This is a genomic window from Micropruina sonneratiae (genome assembly GCF_025972045.1).
Lineage (GTDB): Bacteria > Actinomycetota > Actinomycetes > Propionibacteriales > Propionibacteriaceae > Micropruina > Micropruina sonneratiae.
On sequence record NZ_JAPDHX010000002.1, the window covers coordinates 599,822 to 621,671 of the forward strand.

General features: G+C 71.7%; 26 protein-coding genes. 3 read left to right on the plus strand and 23 right to left on the minus strand.

Annotation, left to right across the window (positions count from 1 at the left end):
- Positions 1 to 6: 6 nt before the first annotated feature.
- The 6 genes from OIE40_RS07975 to OIE40_RS08000 form a co-directional block, all read right to left on the minus strand.
- On the minus strand, positions 7 to 903 hold the full coding sequence (locus OIE40_RS07975) for a diacylglycerol/lipid kinase family protein (protein ID WP_264701662.1): 897 nt from the start codon (positions 901 to 903) through the stop codon (positions 7 to 9).
- Positions 900 to 1,667, minus strand: a complete 768-nt coding sequence (tatC, locus tag OIE40_RS07980) for a twin-arginine translocase subunit TatC (RefSeq protein WP_264701663.1) — start codon at positions 1,665 to 1,667, stop codon at positions 900 to 902. The genes OIE40_RS07975 and tatC overlap by 4 nt, the downstream gene beginning before the upstream one ends.
- 66 nt (positions 1,668 to 1,733) lie before the next feature.
- Positions 1,734 to 2,009 carry a Sec-independent protein translocase subunit TatA/TatB gene (locus tag OIE40_RS07985; RefSeq protein WP_264701664.1) on the minus strand — a complete coding sequence of 92 codons (276 nt, stop codon included), beginning with the start codon at positions 2,007 to 2,009 and terminating at the stop codon, positions 1,734 to 1,736.
- 37 nt (positions 2,010 to 2,046) lie between these two features.
- Positions 2,047 to 2,226 (minus strand): hypothetical protein, encoded by a 180-nt coding sequence (locus OIE40_RS07990; protein WP_264701665.1) that lies wholly within the window; start codon positions 2,224 to 2,226, stop codon positions 2,047 to 2,049.
- 107 nt (positions 2,227 to 2,333) lie between these two features.
- Entirely contained in the window at positions 2,334 to 3,296 is a 963-nt protein-coding gene (locus OIE40_RS07995) for a WYL domain-containing transcriptional regulator (RefSeq protein ID WP_264701666.1), read from the minus strand.
- The gene (locus OIE40_RS08000) at positions 3,293 to 4,240 is read right to left on the minus strand and encodes a helix-turn-helix transcriptional regulator (RefSeq protein WP_264701667.1); all 948 of its coding nucleotides are present in this window, start codon (positions 4,238 to 4,240) and stop codon (positions 3,293 to 3,295) included. The genes OIE40_RS07995 and OIE40_RS08000 overlap by 4 nt, the downstream gene beginning before the upstream one ends.
- 204 nt (positions 4,241 to 4,444) lie before the next feature.
- Between OIE40_RS08000 and gluQRS the strand changes: the two genes are divergently transcribed.
- Positions 4,445 to 5,338 (plus strand): tRNA glutamyl-Q(34) synthetase GluQRS, encoded by an 894-nt coding sequence (gluQRS, locus tag OIE40_RS08005; protein ID WP_264701668.1) that lies wholly within the window; start codon positions 4,445 to 4,447, stop codon positions 5,336 to 5,338.
- A 4-nt stretch (positions 5,339 to 5,342) separates the two neighbouring features.
- Here gluQRS and OIE40_RS08010 read toward each other — a convergent pair whose 3' ends face one another.
- Positions 5,343 to 5,675, minus strand: a complete 333-nt coding sequence (locus OIE40_RS08010; RefSeq protein WP_264701669.1) for a hypothetical protein — start codon at positions 5,673 to 5,675, stop codon at positions 5,343 to 5,345.
- A complete protein-coding gene (locus tag OIE40_RS08015) occupies positions 5,651 to 5,980 on the minus strand; it encodes a maleylpyruvate isomerase family mycothiol-dependent enzyme (protein ID WP_264701670.1) in 330 nt (109 codons plus the stop codon). Before OIE40_RS08015 ends, OIE40_RS08010 begins: the two co-directional genes overlap by 25 nt.
- Positions 5,981 to 6,034: 54 nt before the next feature.
- Between OIE40_RS08015 and OIE40_RS08020 the strand changes: the two genes are divergently transcribed.
- Positions 6,035 to 6,472, plus strand: a complete 438-nt coding sequence (locus tag OIE40_RS08020; RefSeq protein ID WP_264701671.1) for a MarR family winged helix-turn-helix transcriptional regulator — start codon at positions 6,035 to 6,037, stop codon at positions 6,470 to 6,472.
- 97 nt (positions 6,473 to 6,569) lie between these two features.
- Here OIE40_RS08020 and OIE40_RS08025 read toward each other — a convergent pair whose 3' ends face one another.
- The 7 genes from OIE40_RS08025 to OIE40_RS08055 form a co-directional block, all read right to left on the minus strand.
- Complete coding sequence (locus OIE40_RS08025) at positions 6,570 to 7,589, minus strand: FKBP-type peptidyl-prolyl cis-trans isomerase (protein WP_264701672.1); 1,020 nt, start codon at positions 7,587 to 7,589, stop codon at positions 6,570 to 6,572.
- A 153-nt stretch (positions 7,590 to 7,742) separates the two neighbouring features.
- Positions 7,743 to 9,146, minus strand: coding sequence for a proteasome accessory factor PafA2 family protein (locus OIE40_RS08030; protein WP_264701673.1), 1,404 nt, complete (start codon positions 9,144 to 9,146; stop codon positions 7,743 to 7,745).
- Complete coding sequence (locus tag OIE40_RS08035; protein WP_264701674.1) at positions 9,143 to 9,880, minus strand: pseudouridine synthase; 738 nt, start codon at positions 9,878 to 9,880, stop codon at positions 9,143 to 9,145. Before OIE40_RS08035 ends, OIE40_RS08030 begins: the two co-directional genes overlap by 4 nt.
- Entirely contained in the window at positions 9,877 to 10,656 is a 780-nt protein-coding gene (scpB, locus tag OIE40_RS08040; protein ID WP_319805215.1) for an SMC-Scp complex subunit ScpB, read from the minus strand. The genes OIE40_RS08035 and scpB overlap by 4 nt, the downstream gene beginning before the upstream one ends.
- A complete protein-coding gene (locus tag OIE40_RS08045) occupies positions 10,640 to 11,488 on the minus strand; it encodes a segregation and condensation protein A (protein ID WP_264701675.1) in 849 nt (282 codons plus the stop codon). Before OIE40_RS08045 ends, scpB begins: the two co-directional genes overlap by 17 nt.
- Entirely contained in the window at positions 11,485 to 11,772 is a 288-nt protein-coding gene (locus tag OIE40_RS08050; protein ID WP_264701676.1) for a hypothetical protein, read from the minus strand. Before OIE40_RS08050 ends, OIE40_RS08045 begins: the two co-directional genes overlap by 4 nt.
- Entirely contained in the window at positions 11,757 to 12,659 is a 903-nt protein-coding gene (locus OIE40_RS08055; protein ID WP_264701721.1) for a ParA family protein, read from the minus strand. The genes OIE40_RS08050 and OIE40_RS08055 overlap by 16 nt, the downstream gene beginning before the upstream one ends.
- Positions 12,660 to 12,861: 202 nt before the next feature.
- Between OIE40_RS08055 and OIE40_RS08060 the strand changes: the two genes are divergently transcribed.
- A complete protein-coding gene (locus OIE40_RS08060; RefSeq protein WP_264701677.1) occupies positions 12,862 to 13,440 on the plus strand; it encodes a DUF305 domain-containing protein in 579 nt (192 codons plus the stop codon).
- A gap of 109 nt (positions 13,441 to 13,549) precedes the next feature.
- Here OIE40_RS08060 and OIE40_RS08065 read toward each other — a convergent pair whose 3' ends face one another.
- The 8 genes from OIE40_RS08065 to OIE40_RS08100 all read right to left on the minus strand — a co-directional run bounded on the left by OIE40_RS08065 (position 13,550) and on the right by OIE40_RS08100 (position 21,848).
- Complete coding sequence (locus OIE40_RS08065) at positions 13,550 to 14,314, minus strand: collagen-binding domain-containing protein (RefSeq protein WP_264701678.1); 765 nt, start codon at positions 14,312 to 14,314, stop codon at positions 13,550 to 13,552.
- Positions 14,315 to 14,426: 112 nt separating this feature from the next.
- Positions 14,427 to 15,356 (minus strand): site-specific tyrosine recombinase XerD, encoded by a 930-nt coding sequence (xerD, locus tag OIE40_RS08070; protein WP_264701679.1) that lies wholly within the window; start codon positions 15,354 to 15,356, stop codon positions 14,427 to 14,429.
- Between the two features lie 3 nt (positions 15,357 to 15,359).
- On the minus strand, positions 15,360 to 16,052 hold the full coding sequence (locus OIE40_RS08075; RefSeq protein ID WP_413774472.1) for an NUDIX domain-containing protein: 693 nt from the start codon (positions 16,050 to 16,052) through the stop codon (positions 15,360 to 15,362).
- Positions 16,049 to 17,716 carry a CTP synthase gene (locus OIE40_RS08080; RefSeq protein WP_264701680.1) on the minus strand — a complete coding sequence of 556 codons (1,668 nt, stop codon included), beginning with the start codon at positions 17,714 to 17,716 and terminating at the stop codon, positions 16,049 to 16,051. The genes OIE40_RS08075 and OIE40_RS08080 overlap by 4 nt, the downstream gene beginning before the upstream one ends.
- A gap of 617 nt (positions 17,717 to 18,333) precedes the next feature.
- Positions 18,334 to 20,013: a DNA repair protein RecN gene (recN, locus tag OIE40_RS08085; RefSeq protein WP_264701681.1), complete on the minus strand. Its 1,680-nt coding sequence runs from the start codon at positions 20,011 to 20,013 to the stop codon at positions 18,334 to 18,336.
- Complete coding sequence (locus OIE40_RS08090) at positions 20,003 to 20,917, minus strand: NAD kinase (protein ID WP_264701682.1); 915 nt, start codon at positions 20,915 to 20,917, stop codon at positions 20,003 to 20,005. The genes recN and OIE40_RS08090 overlap by 11 nt, the downstream gene beginning before the upstream one ends.
- A gap of 29 nt (positions 20,918 to 20,946) precedes the next feature.
- On the minus strand, positions 20,947 to 21,678 hold the full coding sequence (locus OIE40_RS08095; protein WP_264701683.1) for a TlyA family RNA methyltransferase: 732 nt from the start codon (positions 21,676 to 21,678) through the stop codon (positions 20,947 to 20,949).
- A complete protein-coding gene (locus OIE40_RS08100) occupies positions 21,675 to 21,848 on the minus strand; it encodes a hypothetical protein (RefSeq protein WP_264701684.1) in 174 nt (57 codons plus the stop codon). Before OIE40_RS08100 ends, OIE40_RS08095 begins: the two co-directional genes overlap by 4 nt.
- Positions 21,849 to 21,850 lie beyond the last annotated feature (2 nt).

A 21,850-nucleotide genomic window follows, 5' to 3' on the forward strand; every position in this document is an offset into this window, starting at 1 on the left:
GCCCGCTCAGCCCAGAACGGTGAGCGCTCCGGGCACCGCCCGCACGATCAGTGGCACCTCACCCAGGGGTTCCCCGTCGCCGCTGCCCACCAGGCCGTCGCCGTCCACCACCACCTCGGTCGCGCGCAACCGTTCGACGCACGGGTGGCTGACGAAGCGGCCCGAGTACAGGGTCGGAAGCAGCCGAAGCAGCACCCCCCGGGAGACCGGATGGATGATCGTCACGTCGAGCAGCCCGTCGGTGACGTCGGCCCCCGGAGCGGCTCGCATGCCCCCACCGAAGAACTCGGCATTGGCCACGAACACCGCCATCGACGACAGCTCGCGCCGGGCGCCGTCGATGCCGAGTCGGTACTGCAACGGGACGAAGGTGCGCAGTTCGGCCAGCGCCGACCAGGCGTAGGCCAACGGACCCAGCGGCACCCGCATGGCGGCGGTCCGCAGCGCCACCCTGGAGTCGAAGCCGGTCGACACCACACACCCCACCCAACGGACGCCGCCGCCGGCCGGTTGCACCCGGGCGAGATCGACCGTCCTGACCCTGTCGCGGGTCAAGGCGGCCACGGCGTCCCGGACGCGCAGCGGCAGGCCGAGCCCGCGACACAGGTCGTTGCCGGTCCCGGCGGGCAGCACCCCCAACGGCACCGTGGTGCCCGCGCACGCGTTCAGTCCGAGGTGCGCCATGCCGTCCCCGCCCATCACGAGCAGGGCGTCGGCTTCGGTCGCGGCGGCCCGGCAGGATTCCTCGGCGTGTGCGGTCGCGGTGGCGGTGATCACCCGAAGGTCGACACCCGGCAGCGCCTCGTTCAGCACCCTGGTCACCGTGGGCAGGATGCGTCCGGCCCGGCCCCGTCCGGCGGTGGGGTTGACCACGAGATCGAAGCGCCGGGCGGCGGTGCTCACGTGCCGACGAGTTCCGCCGCCGCGCGGCGGTCGCGCCGCTTGTCGTTGAACCGGCAGACGACCTCGGCCAGGACGAACAGCAGCGCCATCGGCACTGCCAGGGCCAGCATCGAGAACGGATCGGTCGAGGGCGTGGCCGCCGCGCCGAAGACGAAGCAGCCGAAGATGACGTAGGTGCGGGCCTTGGCCAGTTGCCTGGCCTTCAGCACACCCACCAGGTTGGCGCCGACCACGACGACCGGCATCAGGAAGCCGAGCCCGAACACCACCATCAGCTGCAGCATCAGCTCGAGGAACTTGTCGATCTCGATCAGGTTGGTGATCGGCACCGACTGCGGGGTGAAGGCCATCAGGACCGAGATGCCCTGGGGCAGGATCAGGTAGCCGACGGTCACGCCGGCCAGGAACAACGGCAGCGCCACGGCGAGGAAGATGAGCGCCCAGCGCTTCTCCTTGGCCAGCAGCGCGGGCACGATGTAGGCCCAGATCTGGTACAGCCAGATCGGTGCGGCGAGCACCAGTCCCCCGACGCCGCAGATCTTGAGCGCGAGCGTGAGCGGGGCGGTCACCCCGGACAGCACCATCTGGGTGCTGATCTCGGGGTTCGTGGCGCTGATGATGTCGCGGGCGTACAGCCAGGGTTGGGCCAGGAACAGGTAGACCTGGTTGTAGAAGATCGCGACGACCACCATGCCGAGCACGATCCAGACCAGCGAGAACACCACCCGGTAGCGCAGCTCGCGCAGGTGGTCACCGAGGGACATCACCCCGTCGGGGGACGTGGGGGGCGGTTTGAGCCACCCGAGGCTGAAGCGTCGGGCCACCTCGGATCAGGCCTGCTGGCCCTTGTCCTTCGGTTCGTTGACGATCTCGCCGTCGTAGACCTGAGGTGTCTGCTCCGCGGTGGTGGTCGGCGTGGCCGTCGGCACCTGCGGGGTGGTCTGCTCAGGGGCGTCCGACTTCTTCAGCGAGGAGGTCTCCTCCTTGAACTCGCGGATCGCCTTGCCGGCGTTCTTGCCGGCGTTGGCGAGTCGGCTGCCGCCGAACACCAGAAGGGCGATGATGGCCAGGATGACCCATTCCATACCGCCGGGAAGGCCGAACATTCTGCTGCGCTCCTAGGTTGCGAGTAACTCGGTGAGTCTAGTCAGTCGATGGGATCTTCACCTGGGACACCAACTCGGCCAGTTCTTCGGCACGAGTGCCGATCATCTGCAGTTCGCTGAACAGGTCCGCCGCCTTGTGTGCCAGCCACACCCCGTAGGACGCCACGGTGATGACACCGGCCAGCGCGATGCCGAGGAAGACCCACACCCAGATCATGCAGCGAGACTAACCGATCGGCCCGCCGGGGCGTCCATGAATCGGCTGTGCGTCCGCTGCGAGAGTGCGAACCCGGGACCCTCGCCGCACCCCAACGCTGGGGCTGGTCAACCCGCGGGCAGGCTCTGGTACAGCGCCAGGGTCTCCTCGGCGGCCGCCCGCGCCGAGCTGGACGCCTCGGCCGGCTCGACGTCGAGCACTTGCGGACCCAGCCGCAGCAGCAGGCCGCGCAGCCAGGCCGGGTCGGCCACCAGCAGGCCGACGCGCCAGCCGCGCTCGACCCGTTCGACGAAGCGCACGGGGTAGTACTCGCCGATCCATCGGGCCTGATCGGTGACGGTCAAGGTGACCATCGCGGCGTCCGGACGCACCTCGAGCCAGCCGCCGTCGAACACCGGGGGCTCGCCCCGCTCGGCCACACCACCGGCCGCGGCGTCGACGGCTGCGATCCGGTCGAGGCGGAAGGTGCGCCACGCCTGCCGGTCGCGGCTCCAGGCCTCCAGGTAGACGTAGCCGTCACGCACGCTCAGCCGGTGCGGTTCCACCACCGGCGTGGTCGTCTCGGCGCGGGTGAAGCCGTCGTAGCTGAGCTGCACGGCCGAACGAGCCTCGATCGCCTCGGCGAGGCGGTCCCTGATCGCGCTCTCCGAGGTGGCGACCGCGAAGCCGACGCGACGACTCTCCTGCGCGCCCGCCACCCGTGACAGCTTCGCCAGCGCCGAATCGACCGCGGCGCCCGCGGCGCCGCCGGTCACCTCGCGGACCGCCCGGAGCGCGACGATCAGGCTGGTCACCTCCTCGATGGTGAACCGCATCGGGCGTGAGAGGTAGTCGGCGTTGGACAGGCTGATCCTGCCCTGCTCCTGCACGGCATCCATGTCGATGTCGATCAGGTCGCCCGGCAGTCCGCCCGGCAGGCCCACGAACCAGAGCACCTCCAGATCGGCCAGCAGCCGGCGCGGGGTCACCCCGAACGCCGCGGCGGTGGCGGCCAGGTCGGCGTCCGGACGGGCCTGCAGGTAGGGCACCAGCGCCAGCAGCCGGGACACCTGCTCGAGCGAAGTGCTCATCGGGCGACCACCTGCCCCAGCCGCTCGACCACGTGGCGGCGCACCTCCAGCGGCTCCAGCACGAGCACCGCCGGACCGTAGCCGCACAGTTCGGTGACGAACTCGGCGTCGGAGGAGTACGGCACCCGCCAGGCGGCGAAGCCGGGCGGAAGGGCCGCGGTCGTCTCGGTCGGGACGCCGCGGCGGCGCAGTCCGGGCGCCTTGTCGCCGCGGATCGCCACCACCGCCTCGGACGCCGCGGGCGCGGGCTCCAGCGAACGGGACAGCTCGGCCAGGTCGACGTCGTCGGGCACCCGGTACGACTCGGGCTTGCCGACCGTCTGCGGCGCGTCCTCGAACCGGGTCAGCTTGAACATCCGGGCCGCGCCGCGGGTGCGGTCCAGGCCCAGCAGGTACCACGAGCCGCGCCGGTAGGTGAGCATCCACGGCTCCACCTCGCGGCGGACCCCGCGGTAGCCGAACGACACCGCCGTGTGCGACATCGTCGCTTGCCACAGCGGTTCGAAGGCCTGCTCCTTGGCGCCGATGCTGGGGCTGATGCCACTCAGCCGGGACGCGTCGGGGTCGACTCCGGCGGCCCGCAGCTTGGCCAGTGCCGAAGTGGTGCGTTCCGCCTGCGCCGCCGTACCCCAGACCTGACTGGCCAGGCCGAGGGCGGTGGCCTCGGCGGCCGTGAAGTCGATCGGCGGCAACTCGAAATCCTGCCGACGGATGCGGTAGCCGATCTCGTCGGGGAACAGCGGGGAGTTGCTGCCGGTCTCGACCGGGATGCCCATCGCCCGGAGATCGTCCTTGTCACGCTCGAAGGTGCGATCGAAGGCCGCGTCCGACAGCCCGGAGTAGCCCTCGACGACCTCGCGCAGGTGGCTCTTGTCCAGGAAGCGGCGGGCCATCAGCAGGCAGATCGCGAGGTTCATGATGCGCTCGGACTTGCGTGGCGCCATCGATCCCTCCCCTGCGGTGTCGGTACGTGACGTTACCAGCGGGGCCGGGTCGCGCGGCCCAGGGCCGTTGGGTGGGTCCGAGTCGGATGGCCGCAAGCCAGTGACGTCCCATCCGGTCGACGACTGGTGCGGCGCGGCACTGGCCCGCAGTTTTCAGACCGGTGCGGCGGCCAACCCCGTCCACCGATGCGCCAGAATCGGCTCATGGCAGGCCGGTTCGCACCCTCCCCCACCTCGGACCTGCATCTGGGCAATCTCCGGACGGCGCTGGTCGCCTGGCTGCTGGCACGCTCGACCGGGCGGGCCTTCCTGCTGCGGATCGAGGACCTGGACACCCAGCGGGTGCGGGCCGCCCCCGAGGTCGCCGCCCGGCAGATCGCCGACCTGGCCGCGATCGGCCTGGACTTCGACGGCGAGCCGGTGTGGCAGTCCGATCGGCTGGCACGCTACGCCGACGCGGTGGCCCGGCTGGACACCTACGAGTGCTTCTGCACCCGCCGCGAGATCGCCGAGGCGGCATCGGCCCCGCACGGCGACGGGTACCGGGCCTATCCGGGCACCTGCCGGCACCTCACCGAGGCCGAGCGCGAGCAGCGGCGCCGGGACCGCACCCCGGCGATCCGGGTCCGGGCCCACGGGGCGGTGCAGGCCGTCACTGACCTGTGGGCCGGCGAGGTGAGCGGCGTCGTGGACGACTTCGTCGTGGTGCGCAACGACGGCGTCCCCGCCTACAACCTCGCCGTCGTGGTGGACGACGTGGCCCAGGGCGTCGACCAGGTGGTGCGCGGCGACGACCTGCTGAGCAGCTCGCCGAGACAGGCCTGGCTCACCCGAAGGCTGGGCGGCACGATGGCGCAGTACGCGCACGTGCCCCTCGTGCTGAACCCACAGGGTGGGCGGCTGGCGAAGCGGGACGGCGCGGTCACCCTCGCCGACCTGGCGGACGCCGGGGTCACCGCGGGGCGGGTACTCACCCTGCTGGCGCACTCGCTGAACCTGGCCGGGCGCGACGAGTCGGTCTCGCCCGGGGCGCTGCTGGCCCGGTTCGACCCGGCCGCACTGCCGCGCGAGCCCTGGGTCCTTGGCCCGGTGGACTGATCGGTCAGCGCCCCGCCGCGACGGCGTGACGGACGCCGTCGAGGCCGTCGCCGGTGAGCTGCTCCCAGTCCGGCGCGCGGCCGGTCGAGAGCATCAACAGCTCGAGGATGGGGCCCGCCACGACGGCGCCGTCGCCGCGCGCCCAGTCGGCGTCCGTCGCCTCGAACCGAGCGGCCCGCACGATCGCGACCGAGCCGAGCGCCTTGGCCCGGTCCCGGGCCTGGTCGGCCGCCACCGCGGACGACTCGGGCGCCGGCGTGTGGGTGCGGCCCAGCGGACGCAGGATGTCCTGCGGGTGCACCAGGGCGTCGATCAGCGCCTCGCGCGGGCCGACCACGACCGGTCCCCTGCGCAGCGGGCGTACTGGCCGAGGATGTCGGCAACCGGGGAGTCGCCGCGGCGGCGTCCGTCGCGCAGGATCATGCCGTTGAAGCCGTACCGCAGCATCGCGGGCATGGTGGCGAGCAGCTTCGGCCAGGTGAGTTGCGGCCCGGCGATTAGGTGGGCCGCCACGTCGCGCACGCGCCACCCCGCGCACAGTGAGGGGTGATCCCACTCGGCTTCGGTCAACCCCGCCAGAACGGACGCCAGCGCAGCTCGCTCGGCCACCACGACGTCCCAGATCTCGTCTTCCCGCACCACCCCACCCCCTGTTGGTCAGCCCCGATGACTAGATAGTCAGCTACTCTGACGATCATGTCAACAGCATCGCTGGGACTGCTGGCCTTCATCGCCGCCCGCGGCTACGAGCAGCGGCTGCACGAGGAGCTGCGCCGGGCCGGGTTCACGGCCACAGTCGCCCAGTTCAGGCTCGCGGCGCGCATCGATGAGGGCGGCAGCCGGCTCAGTGACCTGGCCCGTGCCGCGCAGGTCACGAAGCAGACCGCCGGCTTTCTGGTCGATCAGTTGGAGCGCAACGGGTACGTCGAGCGTCACCCCGATCCGTCCGACGCGCGGGCCCGGCTGATCAGGTTGGCTCCGCGCGGCCTGGCGGCCCAACAGGCCGCACGGGCGGCCGAGGAGCGCCTCGACGCCGAGTGGGCCGATCACCTCGGCCCGGGCGCGGTGGCCGCCCTGCGCACCGCGCTGGAGCGGCTGCGCCCGCTCGTGGACCCCTACGACGCGCCGGACTGACGTCCACCGAGGGGTCCGCTCACGCCGGGACACCACCTGCCGCGGGCAGCGAGGCGCCAAGTGACCCGGAGAGCCAGGGGAGGCTCGACGCCGCCGGTCAGCTCTTCTGTTCGGCCGCGTACAGGATGTCCACCACGTAGACCAGGGTGTCACCGGCGGTGACCGGCGGGCTGTTGCTGCCCTGGGGGTAGTTGTCCTCGGGCGGCAGCACCAGCAGCACCCGCTGGCCGACCTTCCTGCCGACCAGCCCCTTCTGCCAGCCGGGAATGGTGCTGGACAGCAGTCCGCCGTCGACGGCGTCGTACTTGTCCTCGATCACCTTGCCGGTCTGCCACGAGTAGGCGACGTAGTTGACCGCGATCACGTCCTTCGCCGTCACCTTGCGCCCGCTGCCGGCGGTGAGCGGCTGGACGACCAACTTGGCCGGCGGGTCGGACTGCGGGATCGTGATCGTCGGCTTGCCGTCGGCCTCGGTCACCGTCGGCAGGCCCTTGGGCGGGGTGATGGCCTTGCCGGTCGGCCCGGTCAGCACCGTGTCGACGATGTCGATGACGAAGATCAGTGTGTCGCCGACCTGGACGTCGATGCTCGAGTTGCCGCCGGAGGAGTCGTAGCCGTCCGAGCCCGGCATGGCGACCAGCACGCGGCTGCCCACCTTCTTGCCCTCGAGCGCGGTCTTGAACCCCGGCACCACCGACGAGAGGTCGAACATCGCCTCGGTCGAGCCGAAGTTGCCGTCGAAGACCTTGCCGGTGCGGGCGTTCACGCCGATGTAGTGCGCGAACACGTACGACGGGTTGACCACCGGGCCGTCGCCCTCGGTCATCACCTTGACCCGGGTCTTGTCGATGGCCCATGGCGCGTCGACCACGACCGTCGGCTTCTTGCCGAACTCCGGGTTCTTGACGGTGATGTCGGCGAGGCTGTTCGACGGCTTGATGGTCGTCGTCGGCGTCGCGCTGGCCGAGGCGGACGCCGAGGCCGAAGCCGAGGGCGACGCGGACGCCGTGTCGGTCGGCGTCGCCGACGGGTCTGCGCCGGAACCACAGGCGGCGAGGGTCAACAGGGCTGCAGCGCAGATCGCGGCGGCTGCGGTCTTGGAAGCGGCAAAAGGCACCCCCCGACTGTAGTCGACCTGACTGTGCTGTCCGGACGCCGCCCGCCGGTGGGTCGAATGCGCCGGTCCTGACCCGTCATCCCGGCGAAACGCCGGGATCTCCTGCCGGGCGACCGGGATCCCGGGGCAAGCCCCCGATGACGAAGGACAGCGTCAGGGCGCCACCCAGGGCGCCGACAGGGCGGCCAGCATGGCCTCGACGGCGTCGTCCGCGACGGCCAGCGGATCGGGCAGCTGCACCGTCTGGTCGCCGCGCCGGCCCCCGGCCACGGGCAGGTCGTGGGCTGTGAACTGCAGCCAATCGACGGTGTAGCGCCGCTTCTCGCGCTGCGCGGCCGAGATCAGCCGGCCGCGCAGCACCGCCCGGGTGTCGCTGGGCGGCTCGACCAGGGCGCGGGTCACGGCGTCCGGATCGGTGAGCCGCACCGCGGCGCCCCGGGCCTCGAGCAGGCGGAACAGGCCCCGTGGAGTGCCGTCGGCCTCCCGGGTGAGCTCGTGGAAGGCGAGATCCACCTGGGCCAGCCGGCGATCCGCCCAGGACAAGCCGCGGGCCTCGGCGTAGCGGCGCAGCAGCGCCCGCTTCGTCACCCACTCGACCTCGCCGTCCAGGTCGTCCTCGGCGCCGGCCTCGACGGCGTCAAGCACCCGCGCCCAGCGCGGCGCCGCGGCCGACTCACCCACCGCCGCCAGATACCGACGCTGCACGTCGACCGCGCTGATCGTCGCGCCGGACGCCAGCCGCAGCACCGCCCGCGGATCGCGCGACACGGCGCGCAGCGAGCCGGGCACGTCGTCGAGTTCGAGCGCCGGCAGGGCGGGCCCACGCCCCGCGGCCGCCGCCTCGGCGGCGTCCAGAACCGCCAGCAGCGACCCCACCTTGAGCGCCGCCGACGGCTCGGACAGGTTCGAATCGCCGGAGATCACGTGCAGCCGGCGGAACCGTCCCGGGTCGGCCAGCGGTTCGTCGCGGGTGTTGATCAACGGACGCGTGCGCGTCGTCATCGACGACAGCTCGTCGTGCAGCACCTCGGCGCGCTGACTGATCGCGAAACCGTCCGGCGTCCAGCGGCCGGCGCCGCACAGCAGCGGCCGGGTCACCAGGAACGGCGTCACCGCCGCCGCCAGCCACGGCAGGTCGAGCCCGCGCCCGATGCAGTAGTTCTCGTGACAGCCGTAGGAGTTGCCGTGCGGATCGACGTTGTTCTTCAGCAGCCGGAACCGCACCGGCTCCCCCGCCTCCACGCCGTCGGCCTCGGCCCGCTGCGCCAGCGCCACCAGCAGTTCGTCACCCGCCCGCTCATGGACGAGGAGGTCGCCCAGTGACGCGCATTCCGCGGTCGCGTACTCCGGGTGCGAGCCGACGTCGAGGTAGAGCCGGCCGCCGTTGCGCAGGAACACGTTCGAGCTGGCGTGCTCGCGCTCGACGGGGGCGAACAGCCGCTGGGCCGCCTCCCCACCGCTCAACCGGACGCCACCGGGCTGCGAGCCACGGCCGGGATCGGCGCGGCGGGCGGACAGCCCGTACTCGGTCTCGATCCCGATGACCCGACGGCTCACAGGCCTGCCAGGTCGATCAGTGCGCCCAACTCGGTGCCGTTGAGCTCGCGCATCTCACCGACCGGCAGCTGGCCCAGCTTGACCGGCCCGATCGCGGTGCGGCTCAGCCGGCGCACCGGATGACCCACCGACTCGAACATCCGCCGCACGATGCGGTTGCGTCCCTCGTGCAGCACCACCTGGACGATGCTGCGGGTGCCGCCGCGCTGGATCAGCTTGATGGCGTCGGGCCGGACCGGGCCGTCCTCGAGCTTCACGCCACGGCCCAGCCGACGCAGCGTGACGTTCTCGATCACGCCCTCGACCTCGGCCACGTAGGTCTTGCTGACGGCGTGCGACGGGTGGGCCATCCGCTGGGCGAACTCACCGTCGTTGGTGATCAGCAGCAGGCCCTCGGTCGGGGTGTCGAGCCGGCCGACATGGAACAACCCCTCGCGGCTGCGCCGGCCCAGGAAGTCGGCGATGGTGGTGCGACCCTGTGGGTCGTCCATCGTCGACACCACCCCGCGCGGCTTGTGGAAGGCCAGGTAGAGGTGCCGGCGCGGCGGCGGAATGCGTGCCCCGTCCACCCGGATCACGTCCCGGCGGGGGTCGACCCGCATCCCCTGCTCGGCGACGATCCTGCCGTTGACCTCGACCAGGCCGTCCTCGATGAGCTGCTCGCAGTGCCGGCGTGATCCGAGCCCTGCCGAGGCCAGCACCTTCTGCAACCGGATGCCTTCTTCGTCGCTCACCGCGTCTCCTCGTCATCGGCTCTGGGGTCGCCGCCGGCGGATCGTTCCGGAAGCGCGGTGTCGGACTCGAATGGCGAGGGCTCGCCCTCCTCGACCGGCGTGCCGTCCGCCCCCGGCTGCTCGCGCGAGACCGACGAGAGCATCAGTTCGGCCTCGAGTTCGGCGGCGTCCGGGAGCAACGGTGCGATCGGCGGCAGGTCGTCCAGGCTCGCCAGGCCCAACCGCTCCAGGAACTGGCCGGTGGTGCCGAACAGCATCGCGCCGGACTCGGCGTCACGGTCGACCTCCTGCACCAGGTCCCTGGTGACCAGGGTGCGCAGCACGCCGTCCACGTTCACCCCCCGCACGGCGGACACGCGACCGCGTGAGATCGGCTGCAGGTAGGCGACCACCGCCAGGGTCTCGAGCGCCGCCTGGGAGAGCCGGCTGTGCTGACCCTCGACCAGCCAGGCACCGATCAGCTCGGCGTGCTGCGGGCGGGTCCAGTACCGCCAGCCACCGCCGACGAAGCGCAACTCGAACCCACGCTCGGTCTGGTCGTAGAAGTCGGCGAGCGCGGCGAGCGCCTGTTCGACCACCTCGACGGGCGCTCCCACGGCGTTGGCCAGGTCGACGGTGGGGACGGGCTCGGTCGCCATCAGCAGCAGCGCCTCGAGCGGTGCCGCGATCGACTCGGCGTCCGGCGCGACGGCCGGCGACTCGTCCGCCGCGGCGAGCAGGTGGCTGCCCGGCGACTCGGCGACGCCAAGCGCGCCGCCGTCATCGGGTTGCGTCATCACGGGCCTCCTGGGAATCGTCGAGGTCGAACTCGGCCGAGATGGCGATCTGGTCGGCCTCTCCGGCGACCCACCGTACTCGCAGCTCACCCAGCGGAGTGAGCTGCTCGAAGGCGACAGCGCGCTCACGGAACAGCTCGAGCAGGGCAAGGAACCGCGCCACCACCACGAGCCGCTCCCCCGCGTCCGCGGTCAGGTCACGGAAGCTGGCCGACCCCTGCTCGCGCAGCCTGGCGATCACGATGTCCGCCTGCTCGCGCACGCTCACCTGCGCCGCGTGCAGATGGGTCAGCGACACCTGTTCGGCAGGTTCGGGGGTGAGGGCGCGGGCGGCCAGCCACGCCAGTTCGTCAGCGGTTGCGGTGAACCGCAGCTCGGGCAGCAACGCCTTGAAGTGGTCCTCGAGCCCGCCCGGCCTGGCGAACCGGCGGTCCTGTTCGGTCAGGGTGTCGGCGATCCAGCCGCTGACCTGCTTGAACGCCCGGTACTGCAGCAGCCTGGCGAACAGCAGGTCGCGCGCCTCGAGCAGGGCCAGATCCTCCGGGTCGTCGACCTCGCCCTGGGGCAGCAGCCGGGCGGCCTTCAGGTCGAGCAGCGTCGCGGCCACCACGATGAACTGGCTGGTCTGCTCCAGATCCCAACGACCAGCGCCGGCCTCGTGCTGACCGGCCCGGACGTGCGCGATGAACTCGTCGGTGACCACCGACAGCGCCACCTCGGTGATGTCCAGCTTGTGCCGCGAGATGAGCTGCAGCAGCAGGTCGAACGGTCCCTCGAAGTTGGCCAGGTGCACGGTGAAGCCCGGCACGGCCTCGCTGACGGCGGCGGTCACGACGCGTCGAGTTGCCGGATCAGGTCGGATTCCTCGCCATTGGCGTCCAGATCGGCCATCGCCAGGGCGATCGCGGCGCGGACGAACCGGCCACGGTCGACGGCGATGCCGTGCTGGCCGCGCAACGCCAGCCGGGCATGCTCGAGGGCGAGCAACTCGTCGGCGCTGACGTAGACGGTGATCTTCTCGTCGTGTTTCACCCGGCCCGACGGTCGCACTCCGCCCGGCGGTTCGGTGGCGCGGAAGAGTTCCTGGGCACCGGGCAGCGCTACGCGCCGGGGCATCGGGCCAACACCTCCCGGGCCAGCATCCGGTACGCCCCAGCTCCCGGCGAGTTGGTCGCATAGGTGGTGATCGGCTCGCCAGCGACGGTCGTCTCGGGGAACTTGATGGTGCGCCGGATGACGGTGTGGAACACCTTGTCGCCGAACGCCTGGACGACCCGCTCGAGCACCTCACGCGAGTGGACCGTCCGGGAGTCGTACATGGTGCCGAGGATGCCGACGATCTCCAGTTCGGGATTCAGCCGGTCCTGCACTTTGCCGATGGTGTCGTTGAGCAGCGCCAGGCCGCGCAGGGCGAAGAACTCACACTCCAGCGGCATCAGGACGCGATCGGCTGCGGTCAACGCGTTGACGGTCAGCAGCCCCAGCGAGGGCGCGCAGTCGATCAGGATGACGTCGTACTCGCCGCGGACCTGCGCGAGCACCCGCTTCAGGGTCTGCTCGCGGGCCACCTCGGACACCAGCTGCACCTCGGCGGCGGAGAGGTCGATGTTGGCGGGCAGGATGTCGAGCCCGTCGACCACCGACTCGGTGATGATGTCGTGGACGTCGTGGTCGCGGGTGAGCAGCAGGTTGTAGATGCTGGTCTCCAGCGTGTGTGGGTTGATGCCCAGGCCGACCGACAGCGAGCCCTGCGGGTCGAAGTCGACCAGCAGCACGCGGCGTCCGGTCTCGGCCAGCGCCGCGCCCAGGTTGATCGTGGTGGTGGTCTTGCCGACGCCGCCCTTCTGGTTGCACATGGCGATGATCAGCGCCCGCCGGGTGCCCAGCTGGGCGGGCGGGGTCGGCTCGGGCAGGTCGGGCAGCGGGCGTCCGGTCGGGCCGAGTTCGGGGCCGGCCTCGACGTCGGTGTCGGCGTCGGTCTCGAACAGCGCCTCAGTGGTGATCTGGGTCACAAGAACCTCCAAAGTGTCGATAAAGACGCTAATACCCACGAGCTCGATCGCCGGGACCACGCCGGGGCGTGTCGGCGTCGCGCCGTTCCCGCCCGCCTCCTCCCCCGCGCGCCCTTGGGCCCGCCCGGGCGAACGGCAGGACCGCTGTTCCGGAACGCCCGCGCGGCATACCCACGGGGGGTATCTTCGACACATGCATGCTCTTGCCAGGATTACCCTCCCCGTCGCCGCCCTCCTCGCCCTCGCCGGCTGTCAGGCCGCCGCCACGCCTGTGGCGACGACCAGCGGTTCGCCCGCCGCGTCCAGCCCCGCGGCGTCCGCCAACTCCGCCGACGTGATGTTCACCCAGATGATGATTCCGCACCACGAGCAGGCCGTCGTGATGAGCGACCTGATCCTGGCCAAGCAGGGCATCTCCGCCGAGGTGACGAAGCTGGCCGAACAGATCAAGGCCGCCCAGCAGCCCGAGATCGACCAGATGAAGGGATGGCTGAAGGAGTGGGGCGCCTCCGAGCACAGCGACCACACCGGCCACGGCGGCATGGACGGCATGCTCTCCCAGGAACAGCTGGACGCCATCGAGGACGCCCAGGGCACCGAGGCCGAGAAGCTCTTCCTGACCGGCATGATCGGCCACCACGAGGGGGCGGTCACGATGGCCAAGCAGGTGCAGGCCGAGGGCAGCGACACCGAGGTGCGCGCCCTCGCCGACGCGATCATCACCAGCCAGCAGGCCGAGATCGACCAGATGAAGAAGATGCTCGACGCCTGACCGGACGCCCCACCGGCGAGCACCCGGACACTGAGCAGGTGCTCGCCGGCTTCGAGCCCGGCCGGGGGATGGCCGGGGTCTGTGGTCGCCGTCCGCGAGTCGTCGGTCGTCAGCGGCGTTGTCCAGCGAGTCGGGAGCCGATCAGCACGACCAGTCCGGTCACGGCCACGCCGAGGCCGGCCGCGAGCCAACCAGGATCTGCTCCCGAGCCCGTCTGCGGCAGCTGGGTGGTGGGCCGTCGGCCGCTCGAGGAGGAGGTCGGGTCGGTCGGCGTCGGCATGGTCCCGGTCGGTGTGGTCGGGGCCTCAGTCGGCGTGGTCGGGGCCTCCATCGGCGCGGTGGGCGTGTCCATCGGCGTGGTCGGCGTCTGCGTCGGTGTCGTCGGCGCGCTGGGCGAAGGCGTCGAGTCGGCGCCGCAGAGCAGCCGGCCGCCGAAGGCCCGTGATGGATCTCGCCACCGCCCGACGTGGTGATGTCCTGGGCGAACCATTGGCCGTTGGTCGACACCCCTGAGTCGAACCGGAGATTCGCCGAGCGAGCCCAGATCGCCCCGAGGGTGAGGCCGTCCACGGTGACCGTGCGCGCCGGTGGCGTTCAGATCCCGCGCGGTGGGTGCGTTGCGGTTCGAGATATCCAATGAGCCCGTGCCCACGAACGCGCCGGCGAGGATGCGGACGCTCCGGCCGTCAACCGTCGGAGCGGCGTAGTCCGCCTGGCCCGCCGCCATGTGGACGATCGGATAGTTCTCACGGCCGGCGGCGATGGTGCCGAACGCGGCGCCCGACCCTTCCAGTTCGCCGTTGTTCAACGTCACGTCGCCGCGGCCGACCACGGTGAACCCGTTGCTCGCCTCGTAGGGAGTGAAACCGCGCACACAATTTTGCTGTCGCGTCAGACTTTAGGGCCAACGGCGCGACTCCGAGATGAATTCCGCAGACTAAGAATTGTTGCTCGATGGTGCACCCGCTCCCCGGCCTGGGGGTGGGTCAGCGGGCCCGCGGATGGGAACTCAGGAACACCTCACGGAGATGCTCGACCGTGACCAGCGTGTAGATCTGGGTGGTGGCCACCGAGGCGTGCCCGAGCAGTTCCTGCACGACCCGGACGTCGGCGCCGCCGTCCAGCAGGTGGGTGGCGAACGAGTGCCGCAGGGTGTGCGGACCGATCTCGGCGGTGATTCCGGCCCGCTCGGCATGCTCGCGCAGCAAAGCCCAGGCCGACTGCCGGCTGAGCCGGGCGCCCCGGGTGTTCACGAACAACGCCGGGGTGGACGCCTTCGCCCGCTCCAGCAGGGCCGGACGCCCGCGCACCAGCCACGCATCCACGGCAGCCCGGGCGTACGAGCCGACCGGCACCACCCGCTCCTTGCGGCCCTTGCCGAACAGCCGCAGCCCGGCCTCGGGGTCGGCGCTCAGCCCGCTCACGTCGTCCACGTCGAGGTCGGTCAACTCCGAGATCCGCGCCCCGGTGCCGTACAGCAACTCGAGCAGGGCGGCGTCGCGCAGCCCGGCCGGGGTGGTGGTGTCGGGGCTGTCCAGCAGCGCCTGCACCTGCGCCAGCGACAGCGCCTTCGGCAGCCGGCGTCCGGCCTGCGGCGGCGACACTCCGGCCGCCGCGTTGTCGACGACGGCCCCGTCGTCGACGGCGAAGCGGTGCAGCGACTTCACCGCGCTCAACGCCCTGGCCACACTGCTGGCGGCCAGTGCGGCATGCTCGCCTTCGCCGCTGCGCAGATGCTCGGCGAAGGCGGCGACGTCGGCCCGACCGGCGTCCGACAACTCGGTGATGCCGCGGCCGGCCAGGAAGGCGGCGTACCGGGACAGATCGCGGCGGTATCCGGCGACCGTGTGCACCGAGGCCCCGCGCTCGACGGTGAGGTGGTCGAGGAAGGCGTCCACCACCCGCTCGACGGCCATGGGTCAGCCCAGTCCGGCGATCGCCTCGAGGTTGCCCCGCCGGACATCGCGGGCGGGCCAGGGACTGTCGGCAGGGCGCAGCGAGTCGAGGCGTCGGGCGAGCCGGGCCGCCTCGAGGGCGAGCGCGCCCGCCACCACCGTGGGGCTCTGCACATCGCCCGCGTAGATGCCGTCGAGCAGGTCGGCCAGCGGCACCAGGCACACCTCCATCTCGGCCTCCTCGTGCTCGACGACGAAGCCGTCCGGACGCGGCGCCGGGCGCAGCCCGCGGGCCAGGAAGAAGCGGATGCACTCGGAATTGCAGCCCGGGGAGGTGAACATGTCGATCAGCAGCCGCCAGTCGTCGGCGGCCAGCATCGCCTCCTCGGCCAGTTCGCGCTGGGCCGCACCCAGCCACGATTCGCCGTCGGCGTCCAGCAGTCCCGCCGGTGGCTCGATCAGCTGGTAGCCGACCGGGTGCCGGTACTGGCGCACCACCACGACCCGGTCCTGCTCGTCGATGGCGATCACCGCCACCGCGCCCGGGTGCAGCAGGTACTGCCGATGCATCTCGTCACCACCGGGGGTGATCACCACGTCGTCGACGTAGTCGGAGACCGCGCCCTCGCCGAGCACCGTGTGCGAAGCGATCCGCCACCGGGTGGGAACGTCGCGGGCCTCGTCGCGGCCGATCGGCCGCGGCCCGGGCGCCGTCACGACTCCACCTCGCCGACGGGCAGCCGGGTGTCCAGCTTGCGGCGCAGTGCGGCGCCGACCAGCCCGGCGAACAACGGGTGCGGACGGGTGGGCCGCGACTTGAGTTCGGGATGGGCCTGAGTGGCGAGGTAGAACGGGTGCCGTTCGGGGTCGAACTCGACGAACTCGACCAGCGTCGAATCGGGTGAGGTGCCCACCACGCGCAGCCCCGCGGCCGCCAGTTCGTCGCGGTAGGCGTTGTTGACCTCATAGCGGTGCCGGTGCCGCTCGGCCACCCGGGTGCTGCCGTACAGCTTCGCCACCAGCGACCCCTTGACCAGGTCCGCCGGATACGAGCCGAGCCGCATGGTGGCACCCATCTGACCCTCGCCGGACACGATCGCCACCTGTTCGGCCATGGTCGCGATCACCGGCGCGTTGGTGTCGGGCTCGAACTCGGTCGAGGCGGCGTCCGGCAGCCCGCACAGGTTGCGGGCCACCTCGATCACCATGCACTGCAGGCCCAGGCACAAGCCCAGCGTGGGAATGCCGTTCTCGCGGGCGTAGCGCAAGGCGCCCAGCTTGCCCTCGACCCCCCGGATGCCGAAGCCGCCCGGCACCACGATTCCGTCGAGCTCGCCCAGCTGCGCGGCCGCGCCGGCCGGCGTCTCGCACGAGTCGGAGGCGATCCAGCGCACGTTGACCTTCGCGTGGTTGGCGAAACCACCGGCCCGCAGCGCCTCGGACACACTCAGGTAGGCGTCCGGCAGGTCGATGTACTTGCCGACCAGCCCGATCGTCACCTCCTCCTTGGGGTGGTGCACCCGCTCGAGCAGGTCCTCCCACTTCTTCCAGTTGACGTCGCGGAAGCTGACGCCCAGCCGGCGCACCACGTAGGCGTCCAGCCCCTCGGCGTGCAGCACCTTGGGAATGTCGTAGATCGACGGCGCGTCCGGGCAGGACACCACCGCCTCCTCGTCGACGTCGCACATCAGCGAGATCTTGCGCTTGACCCCGTCGGGGATGTCGCGGTTGGAGCGGCAGACGATCGCGTCCGGGGTGATGCCGACCTGGCGCAGCGCGGCCACCGAATGCTGGGTGGGCTTGGTCTTCAGCTCGCCCGACGGGCCCAGGTAGGGCACCAGCGAGACGTGGATGAACAGCACGTTGGTGCGTCCGACGTCGCGGCGCACCTGTCGGGCGGCCTCGAGGAAGGGCAGCGACTCGATGTCGCCGACGGTGCCACCGATCTCGTGGATCACCACGTCGACGTCGCGGCTGGCCATCGAGAGCATCTCGTCCTTGATCTCGTTGGTGATGTGCGGAATCACCTGGACGGTGTCGCCCAGGAAGTCGCCGCGCCGCTCCTTGGCGATGACGTTGGAGTACACCTTGCCGGTCGTCACATTGGCGTCGGCGTTGAGGTTCACGTCGAGGAAGCGTTCGTAGTGGCCGATGTCGAGGTCGGTCTCGGCGCCGTCCTCGGTGACGAACACCTCCCCGTGCTGGAACGGGTTCATGGTGCCCGGATCGACGTTGAGATAGGGGTCGAGCTTCTGCATCGTCACCCGCAGCCCGCGCGCCACCAGCAGGCTTCCGAGGCTCGAGGCGGTGAGCCCCTTGCCGAGCGAGGAGGCGACGCCTCCGGTCACGAAGATGTGCTTGGTGCTGCCGCTGTTTCCCACGGGATTTCACCCTATAGCGGCGGACGCCGTGGGCGCGATTCGGCGCGCGACGTCACGAGATCGTCACGGGCCGGTTCTGGAGGCCGGTGTTCACGGTGCGGGGACAGGGTGTGTGGCGCACAGGAGCTCGACGATCACGCGGCGTCCGCCGGAACGACAGGATGGAAACGACCGTCAGGTACGCGCGCGGCGGGAGGGGCACGAGGGAGTACGGAGAGGCTTCCTCCTCCCCGGGTTGACCCCGGGATCTCCGCCGCTCGTGCCGCACCCGCCGTTCAGGGGGGTGGGTCGTTCTCAGCAACGCCCACTGTTCTCGGGAACGCCGACTGCTTTCATGTTGCAACGCGAGAGCAGGTACCCAAGGTGCGAGTAGTCGGCGTTGATGAGAACCGCCGCCCCGGCTGTGACACTGCCGCCAGGGGCCGACCAACGGGATCCGGACGCGATTCCGGTGCGGCCCGGCGGGCGTCCCCCAGCGGGGCCCGCCGATCGCCCGCCCGCGGGGCACCGACGACCACCGCGCCCGCCCGCGGGGCACCGACGACCACCGCGCCCGCCCAGACGCGACCGACGGCTGGGAGGACTGGTCCTGGTCACTCCACGGACCGGGACGTGCGTCACCCGGTGGCGGCCCGCAGCAGTTCGGCGGCGTGGGCGTGCGCGTTGGCCGAGCCCTCCAGGCCGGCCATCATCCGGGCCAGCTCGTCGAGCCGCTCGGGTCCCTCGACGCGCCGGATGCCGCTGGTGGTGACCTGCCCGTCGCTTGCCTTCGCCACCACGAAGTGGTCCTCGGCGAAGGCGGCGACCTGGGCCAGATGGGTCACCACGATGACCTGGGCATGCTCGGCCAGCCGCGCCAACCGGCGTCCGATCTCGAGCGCGACCGTGCCGCCTACCCCGGCGTCCACCTCGTCGAACACGAACGTCTGCCCGGACGCCCCGGCGGCCAGCACCACCTCGAGGGCCAGTCGCACCCGGGACAGCTCTCCCCCGGACGCCGCCCTCGCCAGCGGCGCCGGCGAAGCCCCCGGGTTGGCGCTGAACATGATCGTCACCTGGTCGGCGCCGTGCGCACCGATCGGTGCCGGCGCCAGGTCGAACTCGAGGCTTGCGTGCGGCATGGCCAGGGCCGCCAGCTCGGCCCGAACCCGCTGCGCCAGGTCGGACGCCGCCGCCCGCCGGCCGCTACTGATCGCCTCCGCCGTGGCGGCCAACTGCCCGTCGAGGGTGTCGATGAGCGCCCGCAACTCGGCCACCCGTTCGTCGCCACCGGCCAGCACGCCACTGCGGGCGGCCGCGTCGGACGCCCACTGCAACACCTCGGCGACGCTGGCGCCGTACTTGCGCAGCAGCCCCTGCAGCGCAGCGCGTCGTTCGGCGATCCACTCCAGCCGGTTCGGGTCGGCCTCGAGCCCGGCGAGGTAGCCGGCCAGGTCGGCGGCCACGTCGGCGACCAGCACCGACGCCTCCCCCGCCCGCTCGGAAAGCGCGGCCAACGTCGGGTCGTCGACCGCGGCGCCCTCGAGCGCCTTGCGGGCGGCGGCCAGAAACCCCAGCGCGTTCGGCGCATCGTCCCACGCCTCGGCGTCGCCGCTGAGCGCCACCGCAGCGGTGTGCGCGGCCAGCCGCAGGTCGTCGACCGCCTGCAGCCGGTGCGCCTCCGCGGCCAGGGTCACATCCTCGTCGGGCTGCGGGTCGACGTGCTCGATCTCGTTCAGGCCGAACGTCAGCAGGTCGAGTTCCCTCGCCCGCTCGCGGGCCGCCCCGGTCAGTTCGGCCAGTTGGGCCGCAGCCGTCCGCCGCTGCGCCCAGGCGGCAGCGTGCCGCCGCAACAGGTCGGCCTGCTCGGGGCCGGCGTGCGCGTCCAGCACCTCGCGCTGCCGCTCGGCGGTACCGAGCCGCACCTGTTCGGACTGGCCATGGATCGCCGCCCAACGGGTCACCACACCGGTCGCCCGCCCCAGCGGCACCGCGGCACCGCCGAGCAGCGCCCGCGACCGGGTGCGGCCGATCTGCCGCGACACCAGCACCTCGCCGTCGTCGACCTCGGCGCCCAGCTCGAGGAGCTCGTCGGCGACGTCGTCGGCGAGGGTCCACGAGCCTTCGACGACGCACCGCGACGCGCCGTGCCGGATCAGCCCGCTGTCGGCCCGGGCGCCCAGCAGCAGGGAGAGCCCGGTCACCACCATGGTCTTGCCGGCGCCGGTTTCGCCGGTCACCGCGGTGAACCCCGCCCCCGGCTCGAGCACGGCCTCGGCGATCACCCCGAGGTCGCTGATCCGCAGCTCAGTCAGCATGCTGCTGTCGCTGGGCAACACCGCGCCAGCCCTCGACCGGCAACTCGAACTTGCGCACGAGCCGGTCGACGAAGGGGCGCTCGGAGATGCGGGCCAGCCGCAACCGGTGGGTACCGACCTGGGCCGTGACCAGCATGCCGGCGGAGATGTCGATCGTGCGGCGTCCGTCGCACCACACCACCGCCTGGCTCTCGTTGGAGGGCAGGATCTCGATGGACGCCGTCGAGTGCGGCCCGATCACCAGGGGCCGGTTGAACAGGGCGTGCGCCGACAGCGGCACCAGCAGCAGGGCGTCGATGTCGGGCCACAGCACCGGGCCGTTGGCCGAGAACGCGTAGGCGGTCGACCCGGTCGGGGTGGCTACCAGGACACCGTCGGTGCCCCACCGGGACAGCGCCCTGCCGTCGACCCGGACCAGCACCTCGATCATCCGTTGCCGGGCCAGCTTCTCGATCGACACCTCGTTGATGGCGAACGAGCGCCACACCTCGGCGCCGTCGGCGTCGGTGATGATCGTGTCGATCGTCATGCGCTCTTCGACGGTGTAGTTGCGCCCGACCACGTGGCTGATCAGTGAGCCGGCCTGATGCGACTCGAGTTCGGCGAGGAAACCGATGTGTCCGAGGTTGACCCCCAGCACGGGAATGTCGAGGGGCAGGGCCCATTCGGCGGCGCGCAGGATGCTGCCGTCGCCCCCGAAGACCACCACGAGTTCGCTGCGTCGCCCGGTCTCGGCGGTCAGCTCGAGGGTGTCGCCGGCACCGCCCAGCACCGTGCGGTGACCGGGGTCGAGCAGGCAGGTGATGCCGTGCTCGGTCATGCCGGCGATGAACCCCGCGGCAGCGTCGAGGGCGGCCTGGCGCCCGGCGTGCAGGGCCACGGTGACGAAGCGACTGGTTCCCACGCGCTCACCCTAGCCGTGGCGGCCGACACTCACCGGCGTCCGCGCAACAGCAGGAACCACTCCTGATTGCCGGAGGCCCCGGCGATCCGGCTGGGGCCGCGCCACACCTCGGGCCGGCCGAGCCGTGCCGCCTGCTCGGCCACCTCGTCCACGCACCTGGTGCGCACAGCCTCGTCGCGCACGACGCCGCGCGCGTCCAGGCCGCCGCGGCCGACCTCGAACTGCGGCTTGACCAGCAGCAACGCCGACCCTTCGGGCGTGAGCACCCCGAACAGCGGCGCCAGCAGCAGCTTCAGGGAGATGAACGACACGTCGCCGACGACCAGGTCGACGCGGCGTCCGCCCAGATGGTCGAGGGTGAGGTCGCGCAGGTTGAGGCCCTCGTGCACCACCACCCGGGGGTCGTCGGCGACCTGCCGCGCCACCTGACCGTGGCCGACGTCGACGGCGTGCACCGACTCGGCGCCGCGCTCGAGGACGACCTGGCTGAACCCGCCGGTGGACGCCCCGGCGTCCAGCACCCTGCCGGCGACCACGAGGCCGCTGTCGTCGAGGGCGCCCAGCAGCTTGTGGGCGGCCCGTGACACGTAATGGTCGGGCTCCTCGACGCTCAAGGCGTCGGCGTCGCCGATCATGGTTGCCGGCTTCGACGCCCGGCGTCCGTTGACCTGGACGCGTCCGGCCCTGACCACCTCGGCGGCCTGGCCGCGCGAGCGCGCCAGCCCGCGGCGCACCAGTTCCTGGTCGAGCCGCGCGGTCACCGCTCGGAGGCCTCCCGGGGCGGGTTCAGCACGTCCTGCAGCACCCGGTGCACCTCGTCGAGGGCGGACGCGTGCTCGCCGACCGGGCCCGACAGGTCGAGCCGGGACAGCGCTTCGTCGATGGCGGCATGCCCCGTCACCGGCGGTTGGTCGGAGGTGGAAGCGGTCACGG

Excerpts from the sequence above, each read along its gene's own strand:
- scpB (WP_319805215.1), bottom strand. The coding sequence starts at position 10,656 with ATGACGCAACCCGATGACGGCGGCGCGCTTGGCGTCGCCGAGTCGCCG.
- OIE40_RS08050 (WP_264701676.1), bottom strand. The coding sequence starts at position 11,772 with ATGCCCCGGCGCGTAGCGCTGCCCGGTGCCCAGGAACTCTTCCGCGCC.
- OIE40_RS07995 (WP_264701666.1), bottom strand. The coding sequence starts at position 3,296 with ATGAGCACTTCGCTCGAGCAGGTGTCCCGGCTGCTGGCGCTGGTGCCC.
- OIE40_RS08020 (WP_264701671.1), top strand. The coding sequence starts at position 6,035 with ATGTCAACAGCATCGCTGGGACTGCTGGCCTTCATCGCCGCCCGCGGC.
- OIE40_RS07985 (WP_264701664.1), bottom strand. The coding sequence starts at position 2,009 with ATGTTCGGCCTTCCCGGCGGTATGGAATGGGTCATCCTGGCCATCATC.
- tatC (WP_264701663.1), bottom strand. The coding sequence starts at position 1,667 with ATGTCCCTCGGTGACCACCTGCGCGAGCTGCGCTACCGGGTGGTGTTC.
- OIE40_RS08000 (WP_264701667.1), bottom strand. The coding sequence starts at position 4,240 with ATGGCGCCACGCAAGTCCGAGCGCATCATGAACCTCGCGATCTGCCTG.
- recN (WP_264701681.1), bottom strand. The coding sequence starts at position 20,013 with ATGCTGACTGAGCTGCGGATCAGCGACCTCGGGGTGATCGCCGAGGCC.
- xerD (WP_264701679.1), bottom strand. The coding sequence starts at position 15,356 with ATGGCCGTCGAGCGGGTGGTGGACGCCTTCCTCGACCACCTCACCGTC.
- OIE40_RS08060 (WP_264701677.1), top strand. The coding sequence starts at position 12,862 with ATGCATGCTCTTGCCAGGATTACCCTCCCCGTCGCCGCCCTCCTCGCC.
- gluQRS (WP_264701668.1), top strand. The coding sequence starts at position 4,445 with ATGGCAGGCCGGTTCGCACCCTCCCCCACCTCGGACCTGCATCTGGGC.
- OIE40_RS07990 (WP_264701665.1), bottom strand. The coding sequence starts at position 2,226 with ATGATCTGGGTGTGGGTCTTCCTCGGCATCGCGCTGGCCGGTGTCATC.